The organism is Pseudorhodoplanes sp. (assembly GCF_035565795.1).
GTDB lineage: Bacteria > Pseudomonadota > Alphaproteobacteria > Rhizobiales > Xanthobacteraceae > Pseudorhodoplanes.
Map to the genome: position 1 here is coordinate 1 of NZ_DATMRV010000134.1, position 11,856 is coordinate 11,856.

The 11,856-nt window shown below is 62.7% G+C and carries 10 protein-coding genes and 1 pseudogene; 6 read left to right on the plus strand and 5 right to left on the minus strand.

Annotated elements, in window-relative coordinates; all coding sequences use genetic code 11:
* A pseudogene (locus tag VNZ93_RS12725) lies at window positions 1-230 on the minus strand (peptidylprolyl isomerase); the annotation flags it as partial.
* Window positions 231-580: 350 nt separating this feature from the next.
* Between VNZ93_RS12725 and secA the strand changes: the two are divergent.
* Complete coding sequence (gene secA, locus VNZ93_RS12730; protein WP_325705290.1) at window positions 581-3,376, plus strand: preprotein translocase subunit SecA; 2,796 nt, start codon at window positions 581-583, stop codon at window positions 3,374-3,376.
* A 153-nt stretch (window positions 3,377-3,529) separates the two neighbouring features.
* Window positions 3,530-4,123 carry an HPF/RaiA family ribosome-associated protein gene (locus VNZ93_RS12735; protein ID WP_325705293.1) on the plus strand — a complete coding sequence of 198 codons (594 nt, stop codon included), beginning with the start codon at window positions 3,530-3,532 and terminating at the stop codon, window positions 4,121-4,123.
* A gap of 44 nt (window positions 4,124-4,167) precedes the next feature.
* On the opposite strand, the gene VNZ93_RS12740 is transcribed toward VNZ93_RS12735, so the two are convergent.
* The 4 genes from VNZ93_RS12740 to VNZ93_RS12755 form a co-directional block, all read right to left on the minus strand.
* Window positions 4,168-5,646, minus strand: a complete 1,479-nt coding sequence (locus VNZ93_RS12740) for a L,D-transpeptidase family protein (RefSeq protein WP_414710062.1) — start codon at window positions 5,644-5,646, stop codon at window positions 4,168-4,170.
* A gap of 282 nt (window positions 5,647-5,928) precedes the next feature.
* Window positions 5,929-6,888, minus strand: a complete 960-nt coding sequence (locus VNZ93_RS12745) for an acetyl-CoA carboxylase carboxyltransferase subunit alpha (RefSeq protein ID WP_325705298.1) — start codon at window positions 6,886-6,888, stop codon at window positions 5,929-5,931.
* Window positions 6,889-6,980: 92 nt separating this feature from the next.
* Window positions 6,981-7,949, minus strand: coding sequence for a site-specific tyrosine recombinase XerD (xerD, locus tag VNZ93_RS12750; RefSeq protein ID WP_325705301.1), 969 nt, complete (start codon window positions 7,947-7,949; stop codon window positions 6,981-6,983).
* A 13-nt stretch (window positions 7,950-7,962) separates the two neighbouring features.
* The gene (locus tag VNZ93_RS12755; RefSeq protein WP_325705304.1) at window positions 7,963-8,112 is read right to left on the minus strand and encodes a histidine kinase; all 150 of its coding nucleotides are present in this window, start codon (window positions 8,110-8,112) and stop codon (window positions 7,963-7,965) included.
* A gap of 184 nt (window positions 8,113-8,296) precedes the next feature.
* Between VNZ93_RS12755 and VNZ93_RS12760 the strand changes: the two genes are divergently transcribed.
* The 4 genes from VNZ93_RS12760 to VNZ93_RS12775 all read left to right on the plus strand — a co-directional run.
* Window positions 8,297-8,896, plus strand: a complete 600-nt coding sequence (locus VNZ93_RS12760) for a shikimate kinase (protein ID WP_325705307.1) — start codon at window positions 8,297-8,299, stop codon at window positions 8,894-8,896.
* A complete protein-coding gene (gene aroB / locus VNZ93_RS12765) occupies window positions 8,893-10,020 on the plus strand; it encodes a 3-dehydroquinate synthase (protein WP_325705309.1) in 1,128 nt (375 codons plus the stop codon). Before VNZ93_RS12760 ends, aroB begins: the two co-directional genes overlap by 4 nt.
* Before the next feature lie 3 nt (window positions 10,021-10,023).
* Entirely contained in the window at window positions 10,024-11,304 is a 1,281-nt protein-coding gene (locus VNZ93_RS12770) for an HlyC/CorC family transporter (RefSeq protein WP_325705312.1), read from the plus strand.
* A 403-nt stretch (window positions 11,305-11,707) separates the two neighbouring features.
* A partial coding sequence (locus VNZ93_RS12775; protein WP_325705315.1) for a LysR family transcriptional regulator occupies window positions 11,708-11,856 on the plus strand: 149 nt, incomplete at its 3' end.

Genomic DNA, 11,856 nt, shown 5'->3' on the forward strand with positions numbered 1-11,856 from the left:
AGGTAATCCTTCTTGGCCTCCGGGGCCATCGGGGGAAGCTGCGCGCCGATATCCTCCTCGGCCGCCTTCAGATCGCTCTCCTTGATCTCGGTGCCATTGACCTTCGCGACCACGGGGTCGGCCTGGGCCTGGACAGGCGAGGCCAGCGGACCGCTCAGGGCGAACATCGCGGCCGCCGTCAGTGCCGGCAGCCAGCCGGACGGGAAGCGGGAGGAGCGGGATGAAGTCATCGGGTTTTCCTTTGGGCGTCGATCGCGAGGACAGTTACGCAGGCTCTATGGCTTGGCAATGCCCGAAGCCCCTTAATTTTCCGCAATCACCGGAGGCCGGGCTCTGATTGACAAGGGTGTGACCCCCTCCTATTTCTCCAAAGATCTCCGGCCGCAGCACCCGAATTTGCGCACGATCCGGCTATAATTGGGGCGGGCGGCCGGAATTCTTTCCGGGGCGGATTTGCGGTCGGGTGGCCGGTGGTTCTCCGCGGTGTCAAAACTTCGTGTCTTGAACCCTCGTTGAACCCTTGGACCGAACCGCGGTTCCCATCGTCCGACCAAAGACGATCTGAAGAAAAGGATTTCGCATGCTCGGCGCAGTCGCCCGCAAGCTGTTCGGCTCCGCCAATGACCGGCGGATCAAGAGCTACCAGCCGCGTGTTCAGGCGATCAATGCGCTTGAGGCAGAGCTCTCGAAGCTGACGGACGACGAACTGCGCGCGCGCACCGCGGACTTCAAGAAGCAACTCGCGGACGGCAAGACCCTCGACGACATCCTGGTCCCCGCTTTCGCCACGGTTCGCGAAGCCGGCAAGCGCGTACTCGGCCAGCGCCATTTCGATGTCCAGCTCATCGGCGGCATGATCCTGCACGAGGGCGGCATCGCCGAAATGAAAACCGGCGAGGGCAAAACACTGGTTGCAACTCTGCCGGTCTATCTCAATGCGCTGTCCGGTCGCGGCGTGCATGTCGTCACGGTCAACGACTACCTCGCCAAGCGCGACGCCGAGTGGATGGGCCAGATCTACGGCTTCCTCGGATTGACCACCGGCATCATCGTGCATGGTCTCGACGACGAGGAGCGCAAGAGGGCCTACGGGTGCGACATCACCTACGGCACCAATAACGAACTCGGCTTCGACTATCTGCGCGACAATATGAAATACCGGCTGGAAGACATGGTCCAGCGCGGGCACGTGTTCGCGATCGTCGACGAAGTCGACTCGATCCTGGTCGACGAGGCGCGCACGCCGCTGATCATTTCGGGTCCGCTCGACGACCGTTCGGATTTCTACAACACCATCGACAAGTACATCCCGCGCCTCGACAAGACCGACTACGAGGTCGACGAGAAGCAGCGCACGGTGACCCTCACCGAGGGCGGCATGGAGAAGATGGAGCAATGGCTGCGTGACGATGGCCTGTTGAAAGGCAGCTCTCTCTACGACATCGAAAACGTTTCCACCGTTCATCACGTCAACCAGGGGCTGCGCGCGCACAAGTTGTTCCAGCGCGACAAGGACTACATCGTCCGCAACGGCGAAGTGGTAATCATCGACGAATTTACCGGCCGCATGATGCCGGGCCGCCGCTATTCGGAAGGCTTGCATCAGGCGCTGGAGGCGAAGGAACATCAGCCGATCCAGCCGGAAAACCAGACGCTCGCCTCGATCACCTTCCAGAACTATTTCCGCATGTACGAAAAGCTTGCGGGCATGACCGGTACGGCGCTCACCGAAGCCGACGAATTCCTCGACATTTACAACCTCAATGTCATCGAAGTGCCGACCAACCGGCCGATGCAGCGCGACGACCAGGATGACGAGGTCTATCGCACGAACGCAGAGAAATACGCGGCGATCATTGCGCTGCTCGAGGAGTGCAAGAAGAAAGGCCAGCCGGTTCTGGTCGGCACGACTTCGATCGAGAAGTCCGAAATCCTCGCCGAAATGCTGCGCAAGCAGGGCTGGGAGCAGCACGACTTCACCGATCCGAACGCTTTCGCCAAGCTTTATACGGGCGACGAGGGAGCCCAGAAGGCCAAGGTGTTCGCGATCCTGAACGCGCGCTACCACGAACAGGAGGCCTATATCGTCTCGCAGGCGGGCGTTCCGGGTGCGATCACCATCGCCACCAACATGGCCGGTCGCGGCACTGACATTCAGCTCGGCGGTAACGCCGACATGCGCATCAAGCAGGAACTCGCCGGGGTCGAAGGCGAGGAGCGCGAGAAGCGGGCGCAGGAGATCCGCGACCAGGTGGCGCGGCTGAAGGAGAAGGCGCTGGCCGCCGGCGGTCTGTTCGTGCTCGGCACCGAACGCCATGAAAGCCGCCGCATCGACAACCAGCTGCGCGGCCGCTCGGGCCGTCAGGGCGATCCCGGCCGTTCCAAGTTCTTCCTGTCGCTGGAAGACGATCTGATGCGCATCTTCGGATCGGACAAGCTCGATGGAATGCTGACCAAGCTCGGCCTGAAAGAGGGCGAGGCCATTATCCATCCCTGGATCAACAAGGCGCTCGAAAAGGCCCAGCAGAAGGTCGAGGCGCGCAACTTCGATCTCCGCAAGAACATCCTCAAATACGACGACGTCGCCAATGATCAGCGCAAGGTCATCTTCGATCAGCGCATCGACCTGATGAAGGACGACAATGTCGCCGAGACCGTCACCGACATGCGCCATGCGCTGATTGATGAACTGGTCGCCAAGCACATTCCCGAGAATGCTTATCCCGAACAATGGGACACCGCGAATCTGCAGGACGCGGTGAAGCACATCCTCAATCTCGACCTGCCGATCCAGGAATGGGCGAAGGAAGAGGGCATCGCCGAAGAGGAAGTGCGCGATCGCATCAACAAGCGCGCCGACGAGCATATGGCGGCGAAGATCGCGCAATATGGCCCCGAGGTCATGCGCTATGTCGAGAAGTCGATCCTTCTGCAGACGCTCGATCATCTCTGGCGCGAACATCTCGTGATGCTCGAGCACCTGCGTCAGGTGGTGGGTCTGCGCGGCTACGGCCAGCGCGATCCGCTGAACGAGTACAAGTCGGAGGCCTTCCAGCTTTTCGAAGCTCTGATCGCCAACATGCGCGAGGGTGTAACGGCGCAACTCATGCGCGTCGAGGTCGTGCAGGCGCCGCCGGAAGATCAGCAGCAGCTTCCGTATATGGAAGCGCACAAGATCGACCCGTTCACCGGCGAGGATGAGATGACATTCTCCGACGCGACCCTCTCTCCGGCGATGGCCGGCGGCAACGGCGCCCAGCGGGAAGTCGACCGCGATCCGAAGAACCCTGCAACCTGGGGTAAGGTCGGGCGCAACGAAGTCTGCCCCTGCGGGTCCGGCAAGAAGTACAAGCACTGCCACGGCCGGTTCGCGTAAGCTCCGGTCGCGGTTCGCAGCGGAATCTGATAATGATCAAGGCCGGGCGGAAGCCCGGCCTTTTCGATTGCGGTAATGCGCCGTTGGCGCGGCCGAAACCAATCGTCTCGGACGCGCGTTGGTGTCAGTTGAGTGAGCCAGCGAGTGCAAAAAATGCAAGTCCCCCTCGAAATTGCTTTTCACAATGCCGAGCATTCCGATTGGGCTGAAAACGAAATCCGAAATCACGTTGCCCGCCTCGAAGATATCTACAAGCGCCTGACATCCTGCCGTGTTCGCGTCGACCAGCGCGCAAACAATGCGCAACAATCGATACCGCCGGTGGTGCGTATCGAGATCGGGCTGCCTGGCCACAAGGACATTGTTGTCTCGCACGAGCCCGAGCATCTGCTGCGCAAATATCAGCGGCCGGACTTGCATAAGGCGATCAACGAAGCGTTCCGGATCGCCGAACGTCAGTTAAGTGCGTTCAAGGAACGGATGTCGAACCACACGGCCGGGCTGAATCACGAGGCATCCAACGAATTCCTCGGCCAGATCGCGGACATTCTGCCCGAGCGGGACCACGGCTTCCTGATGACGAAGGAGGGCGGAATGCTCTACTTCCACCGCAACGCGGTTCTGGTCGGCAGTTTCGACCGGCTGAAGCGCGGCGACGCGGTGAGTTATGTCGAAGAGACCGGCGACACCGGGCCGATTGCAACCAAGGTCAGAGTCAAGGTCGGCCCGAATGGGAGCGGCGGCTGAGCGGACAACGCGACCTCCGTCAAGCGACGTCGGTATGAGCCAACCTAGCGGAAAGCGCTCCAGCGGCTGTCGAAGCTGTTGGAGGAGGGTGCAGGCTGCGCGCCGCTGATGAAGCCACCCGATTGCGCCGGTGCGGCGGCAGGCGGATTAGCCGGTGCTTCCGCAGTCTTGACCTTGGCCGCGGCGGGTTGAGGCGCTGCGGCCTGTTTCGATGCATCGGCCGCCGGCTGCGGCGAGCTGGAGCCGCGCAGTCCGACCATGTTCTGGACCCGCTGCTTGATGCTCGGCTTCGGCGCAGGGGCCGGCTTCGGGGCTTCGACCGCGGCGACCTGGGTCGGGGCGGGTTCCGGCGTGGTGGTGCCGTGCCGGAAGAAGTTGCCAACCTTTTCTGCGAAGCTAGGCTCGGCTGCGGGCCGCACGCTGGTCTGGGCCTGCGGCGCCGCGCGCGGCAGCGGGACGCTTGCGGTGCGGACCGGCTCTTCGCTGACGGCGGGCGATGAAGTCAGAATGTCATTGTTGCTCCAGGCAGGTGCGCTGGATGCAATGATGCTGGGGCTGGGGTTGCGGTCGACGACAAGCTTCACGTTTCCGCGCTCGTCGACGACTTCACGTGGCTGAAGCTTCGCAACAAAGGTCGGATGCATGCCGCCGTCGCGGCCGCTGCGCACAGGAGCGACCGGCGTGCCGCGCGCCGTCAGCTGTGCGATCTGGAGTTCGTCACTGCGCTGCTTGCTGTAGACCGCGGATGCGATCTCCTGCGGCACTTCGTAGGCCGGGCAGGCGGCACGCGGGCTGAAATTCACCGGCTGGCCGTTCCGGCCCTGGGCATTGAACACGTAGCGCTTCTCGCAGACATCGACCTTCGGCTCGAGGCGCGTCACCTCGAAATGATCGTAGCCTTCCTTGAGCATGCGCCAGAACGGCATGTTCGGGTTGTTGCGATGCTTGGCCATGTTGGCCGGCGTCATGCGGAACGGAAACGCCTGAACCTGGAACGACTTCTGCCCGCCAAAGAAGGATTCGCGGCCGAGCGCGAAGATCTCGAGGATCTGTTCGTCGGTCATTGCGTAGCAGCCGCGCGACGAGCAATCGCCGTGGACCATCAGATGCGCGCCGGTGCGGTCATGCGCGCGGTCATAGGCGTTCGGATAGCCCATGTTGAAGGCCAGATAGAACTGCGAGTTCGGGTTCATCTGGCTGGGCGTGATGTCGTAGAAGCCTTCCGGGGCCTGGCGGTCGCCTTCCCTGACCTTCGGACCGAGATCGCCTGACCATTTGCAGATCGGGTAGGTCTTCAGCAGCGCGTAACGTCCGGTGCGATCCTGCTTCCAGACTTCGAGTTCGGATTCGGACTTGAACACCCGCACGAGGATCGGCGAGCTGACGTCCATGTTCTTGTCGCCGATTTCAGCGAGGAGCTTCGGCGGGATCGGCGCTGTCGCCTTCCCGGCCGCATAGGGGAGGCTGCCGTCGGACTTGCAGCCCGTCAGCGCAACGGCACCCATGAGGGCTGCCGAGACCATCAGCGTCCGCAACAGAACAGGGCGAACAGTCAAACCCTTAGCCCCCAAGATCGGCCATGTCCCCCGGCCACGGGACGGAGTGCTAGCCCTCAGTCCCGAGCGGCGCAAGGGGCCGAAGGCTTCCATCCGGTTGACCATACCACAATGAACGACCGGTAAAGTCCGCCAAAATACAAGGCCTTCAAGGCGGCGGGATTATGGCCGAAAGGGGGCGGGGCGCACCCCGGTACGGCAAAGGCGCACAATCCCCGGCGAAAAATTGCCTTTCGGTATCCGGAGCGACTAAATCTTGGCCCTGCCGATGGCCAGAAACTTGTCGCGCCGCATTTTGCGGACCGTGTCGCGGTCGAGGTCCTTGAAGGCGGCGAAAGAAGCGGCGATGGCGTCAGCGGCCGCCGCGATTGCGGCCTGCGGGTCGCGATGGGCGCCACCGACCGGCTCGGCGATGATCTCGTCGACGATGCCGAACCGGATCAGGTCCTGCGCCGTAATCTTCATGTTGGTCGCCGCTTCCTGCGCCTTGGTGGTGTCGTGCCACAGGATGGACGCGGCGCCCTCCGGTGAGATCACGCTGTAGATCGCGTGCTCCAGCATCAGCACCCGATTCGCGGTCGCGATCGCGATCGCACCGCCGGAGCCGCCTTCGCCCAGAACCACGGCCACATTCGGCACGCCGAGATTGAGGCACGCTTCGGTCGAGCGGGCGATCGCCTCGGCCTGTCCACGCTCTTCCGCGCCGATCCCCGGATAGGCACCGGCCGTATCGACAAGCGCGAGCACCGGGACGTCGAAGCGATCCGCCATGTCCATAAGGCGGACGGCCTTGCGATAGCCTTCGGGCCGGGCCATGCCGAAATTGTGCTTCAGCCGGGCTTCGGTGGTCGATCCCTTCTCGTGACCAATCACGCAGACGCTCTCGCCGCGGAAGCGGCCAAAGCCGCCGACGATCGCATCGTCATCGCCGAACTTGCGGTCGCCGGAGAGCGGCACGAAGTCCTCGATGATCGCGCTGATGAAGTCGAGGCAGTGCGGGCGCTGCGGGTGCCGGGCGACTTGGGTCTTCTGCCAGGGCGTCAGTTCCTCGTAGAGGTCTTTGAGGGTCGCCGCGGCCTTCGATTCCAGCCGGGCGATTTCCTCATCGACCTGCACCTCGCCGCCGCCTTCCGCCTGGACAGCGCGCAACTCCTCGATCCTGGCTTCGAGTTCGGCGACCGGTTTTTCGAAATCGAGATAAGAGCGCATCACTTTTGGATAATTGCGGGCGGGGCGCCCGGGCCGGGGGCGCACATGACCCTTTGGCGGGCGCAAGTCAAGCAACAGGGCCTCTGGCCCAGTCAGCGCCTCTGGCCGGCGGGGGCATCCGCGTCGTTCAGGGGGTGCAGGTCCCGAACGAGGTTCTTCAGACGTTCCTCCAGGATATGCGTGTAGATCTGGGTCGTCGAAATATCCGAATGGCCAAGGAGGGTCTGGACCACCCGGAGGTCGGCGCCGTTCTGCAGCAAATGGCTCGCGAAGGCGTGGCGCAGGACGTGCGGGCTGACCGCGTCCGGTCTCAGTCCGCATTCGCCGGCCAGAGCCTTGAGGTCGCGGGCGAAATGCTGGCGCGTCAGATGTCCATCCTGCCCGAAGGACGGGAATAGCCAGGAGGACTTCTCGTGCTTCGTCCCCTTGAGCAGGCTTTGGTACCGGGCCATCGCCTGGCGCGCGGCGTCATTCAGCGGAACCATCCGCTCCTTGCCGCCCTTGCCACGCACCATCAGCATGCGCTGGTCGCGGCGTGCAGCCGACGCGGGAAGAGCGACAAGTTCGGAGACGCGAAGTCCGGTCGCGTAGAGCAATTCGAGGAGGCAATGCAGACGCGCCGCCCGTTGCTGCGCGGTCGCGCTGAGCTCCGCATCGTCTGCCTGTGCACGCGCTGTGACGATCAGGCGTTCGACCTCCGCGACCGACAGCGTTTTGGGCAGTGAGTGCCCGCGCTTTGGTCCTTCCAGAATTGCCGCCGGATCGTCGCCGCGATATCGTTCGGCGTAGAGGAAGCGGTAGAGCTGGCGCACTGCGGACAATTTGCGCGCGACTGACGACGGCTGCAGCCCGCGTCGTGCGAGATCGCTCAGATAGCCCCGAATGTCGTCGCTGGTTGCGTCCGAAAGGTTTGTGGCGGTCGTGGCCAGGTAATCAGAGAAGTCGTCGAGATCGGAGCGGTAGGCCGCCAGTGTATTGGGACGCGCACCGCGCTCGGCCGCGAGCATGTCGAGAAACAGACCGATCTGCTTGTGGCCCGATCCGGTCGCCTTGCTGGGCATGCCGAGCCGCCCGCTAACGTTGCTTGCTGAACCGGTCCTGCGGGACCGTCACGCTGATCTCGCGGGACTGAGGCTTCACCAGAACCGCGAGCGCGAGCATGCCCCCGTAGATCAGTCCGACGACGATCGCAACGGCGGCAAGGAAGCGGAACAGGCTCGGCATGCTCGATCCGGGGCTCGCTGACCAGCGGTTCAATGAACGGGTAAGGAAGCGCGAGTACCACCATGTTCGCGCCGCCGTGACAAGGATGAGCCCGCAAGCGGACGGGAACAAGGCCGGTCGCGGGCCTTGCAATCCTCCGGTCATGGTATAGTGCCGGGCGCAGCCCAAGGAGCCCGCCGGCCGCATGTCCCATACTCTCGTCCATAACGCTTCCGGAACCGTGGAAGCCGAAATCGTGGACGCGCTCGGCAGGCGCTCGTTGGTGCTGGTCGGGATGATGGGAGCTGGCAAATCGTCGGTCGGGCGCAAGCTGGCGGCCCGCCTGGGCGTGTTGTTCCTCGATGCCGATAACGAGATCGAGGCCGCCGCCGGCATGACCATTCCGGAGATTTTCGAGACGCGCGGCGAACCGGAATTTCGTTCCGGCGAAGCGCGGGTGATCGCGCGCCTTCTCGACGGCGGGCCGCAGGTGCTGGCGACCGGGGGTGGGGCCTACATGAATGCAGAGACGCGTGCTCTGATCGCTCAGAATGGCATCTCGATCTGGCTGAAGGCCGATGCCGATGTCCTGATGCGGCGGATCAAGCGCCGCAACGACCGTCCTCTTCTGCGGACGGCCGATCCCGAAGCGACGTTGAAGCGGCTGATCGACGAGCGCTATCCGGTCTATGCCCTGGCCGACCTGACGGTCGAATCCCGGGACGTATCGCATGAGGTTATCGTGGACGAGATGATCGAGGCCCTGGCGGGCAAACTGTCCGTTGCGCGGAGCGTTGGGGCATGACGGTGCAGCTTCGTCCCGGCGATCCGATCACTGTCGATGTGGCTCTTGCCGGCCGCGCCTATGACATTGTCATCGGGCGCAGCCTGCTGGCGGGCCTTGGCGCGCGTGTGGCGGCCCTGCGCCCCGGCGCGCGCGTCGCCATCGTGACGGACGACAACGTCGCAAAGCAGCATCTGGCGCAGGCTGAGGCGTCGTTTGCACAGGCGGGTATCGAGGCTAGCCGCATCATCATTCCCGCCGGCGAGGCGTCAAAATGCTACGCGGTGTTCGAGCGCGTGTGCGAGGACATCGTTGCCGCGCGCATCGAGCGCGGCGATCTTGTGGTTGCGCTGGGCGGTGGTGTCATCGGCGATCTCGCCGGCTTCGCAGCTTCCACGGTGCGGCGCGGCGTCGATTACGTGCAGGTGCCGACGACGCTGCTGGCGCAGGTCGATTCCTCCGTCGGCGGCAAGACTGCAATCAATTCGCGTCACGGTAAGAATCTGATAGGCGCGTTTCACCAGCCGGTTCTCGTGCTGGCGGACACCGCGCTTCTCGACACGCTGCCGGAACGCATTATGCGCGCCGGTTATGCCGAGGTGGCGAAATACGGCTTGATCAGCGACGCCGATTTCTTCGCATGGCTTGAAGCCAACTGGCGCGATGTGTTCGCGGGCACGGCAGCGCGCGAACATGCGATCGCGGTGAGCTGCCGGATGAAGGCGGACATCGTTGCGCGTGACGAGCGCGAGACGGGCGACCGCGCTTTGCTCAATCTCGGCCACACATTCGGACATGCGCTGGAAGCGGCGGCCGGTTTCTCCGATCGTCTCTATCATGGCGAGGCCATTTCGATCGGCATGGTGCTCGCATTCGCGTTCTCGGCGCGCCGGGGGCTCTGCTCGCCGGCCGATGCCGAGCGGGTGGTGCGCCATCTCGCGGCCGTCGGTTTGCCGACCCGGATTGCAGAGATTCCGGGCGAGCGGCCCGATGCGGATCGCCTGATCGAACTCATCGGTCAGGACAAGAAGGTCAAGCGGGGCCGTCTGACGTTCATTCTGGCGCGCGGCATCGGAAAAAGCTTCATCGCCCCAGATATCGATGTCGCCGATGTCCGCGAATTTCTCACCGGTCAACTCGCCTGATTGATGGACGCACAAGACTGGCTTGCACTCCTGGCGATTCTGATTTGCCTCGCGCTCTCATTTTTCTTTTCGAGCAGCGAGACGGCGCTGACCGCGTTTTCCCGCGCTCGCATGTTGCGGATGGAGAAGTCCGGAAACCGCAACGCGGCGATCGTCAACCGCCTCACCGAGGCGCGTGAACGGCTGATCGGCGGCATCCTTCTCGGCAACAACGCGGTCAATATCGCAGCGTCGTCGCTGGCCACCGGACTCATGCTCGCCTGGTTCGGCGAGGTCGGCGTGGTCTACGCGACCTTGGTGATGACCGCCATGATCGTGATCTTCACCGAGGTGCTGCCGAAAACCATTGCGATCAATGCGCCAGAGCGCGGCGCGCTGCTGGTGGCGCGGCCGATCCGGTGGGTCGTGCACATCCTCGGTCCGATCCTGATCTGGATTGAGCGGCTGGTGCGATGGTTGCTGTCGATCTTCGGAATGCGGGTAGGAGCGGCACAGCCGGTTCTCTCCGCCCATGAGGAACTGCGCGGCACGGTGGATCTCCTGCATCGCGACGGCAGCGTCGAGAAGCACGACCGTGACATGATGGGCGGCGTCCTCGATCTGCGCGAATTGCAGGTGAGGGATGTGATGATCCATCGCACCGAAATGATAACGGTCTGCGCCGACGACTCTTCGGATCACGTCCTCAAGGCGGTACTCGACGTGCCGGTTACCCGGATTCCGCTGTGGAGCCGGACCCCGGATAATTTTGTCGGCATTCTGCACGTGCGAGATCTCCTGGTTGCGATTCAGGAAGCGGGCGGCAATCTGTCGAAGATCGATGTCGTATCGCTCGCGCGTCCGCCGTGGTTCGTGCCGACGGTGCGGCCGCTCACCGAGCAACTCAAGGCGTTCCGCCGCCGCAAGACCCCGCTGGCGCTGGTCGTCGATGAGTACGGCGAGGTCATGGGGCTCGTGACGCTCGAGGACATCATCGAGGAGATCGTAGGCGACATCACGGATGAGCATGATGTCAGTCTGCCGGGTGTTTGGCCGCAGCCGGACGGGTCGGTGCATGTCGAAGGCAGCGTGCCGATCCGGGATCTCAACCGCGCGATGGAATGGAACCTTCCGGACGAGCAGGCGACGACCATCGCAGGCTTGGTGATTCACGAGGCGCGGTCGATCCCTGATGTTGGTCAGACCTTTACATTCTACGGCTTTCGATTCGGTGTGCTGCTGAAAGACCGAAACCGGATCACGTCGCTCCGGATCACGCCACTCTCTCGCGCACGAGCGTGGTGACGAAAAATTCGCTGCTCAACGCGAGAGCGAAGACATTTTTGGGCAGCATTTATTTTGAAAATTTATGCACAATTCAAAAGTGTGCTGGTATTGTATATGTCTTATACGAAATGATCAGTCAGTATTCTGAATAAAATATCGTTTTTGTTTGCCTCGGCGCGCGCCCTTGTAAGTATTCAAAAGAAGCGAATCGGGGAACTTGGTTGTGTAGATTGCGATCACGTTGCAAGTGATGGTTGTGGCTTTCGTTTAAGGCCGACCATCCCAGTGCGACGGGGCGCCCTTGGTTTTTGTCCTGGTTAGTCAGCGGTTCCTGACAGGCCGTTTGTCAGTCTTACGTTCCAGGCAGTGCGTAGAGACGATCAACCCCTCACCGTTTGCGCATCGCGAGACCGGGACAAAGATGCAACGCCGCCATGAAGTTCAGAATATTCCAATCGAACTCCTGCGCTCGTTCGTCGTCATTCAAGAGGCCGGCAGTTTCACAAAGGCGGCCGAGGCACTGAACCTCACGCAACCCGCGATCAGCGCGCAGATAAAGAGACTCCAACA

Excerpts from the sequence above, each read along its gene's own strand:
- secA (WP_325705290.1), top strand. The coding sequence starts at position 581 with ATGCTCGGCGCAGTCGCCCGCAAGCTGTTCGGCTCCGCCAATGACCGG.
- VNZ93_RS12735 (WP_325705293.1), top strand. The coding sequence starts at position 3,530 with ATGCAAGTCCCCCTCGAAATTGCTTTTCACAATGCCGAGCATTCCGAT.
- VNZ93_RS12740 (WP_414710062.1), bottom strand. The coding sequence starts at position 5,646 with ATGGTCTCGGCAGCCCTCATGGGTGCCGTTGCGCTGACGGGCTGCAAG.
- VNZ93_RS12745 (WP_325705298.1), bottom strand. The coding sequence starts at position 6,888 with ATGCGCTCTTATCTCGATTTCGAAAAACCGGTCGCCGAACTCGAAGCC.
- xerD (WP_325705301.1), bottom strand. The coding sequence starts at position 7,949 with ATGCCCAGCAAGGCGACCGGATCGGGCCACAAGCAGATCGGTCTGTTT.
- VNZ93_RS12755 (WP_325705304.1), bottom strand. The coding sequence starts at position 8,112 with ATGCCGAGCCTGTTCCGCTTCCTTGCCGCCGTTGCGATCGTCGTCGGA.
- VNZ93_RS12760 (WP_325705307.1), top strand. The coding sequence starts at position 8,297 with ATGTCCCATACTCTCGTCCATAACGCTTCCGGAACCGTGGAAGCCGAA.
- aroB (WP_325705309.1), top strand. The coding sequence starts at position 8,893 with ATGACGGTGCAGCTTCGTCCCGGCGATCCGATCACTGTCGATGTGGCT.
- VNZ93_RS12770 (WP_325705312.1), top strand. The coding sequence starts at position 10,024 with ATGGACGCACAAGACTGGCTTGCACTCCTGGCGATTCTGATTTGCCTC.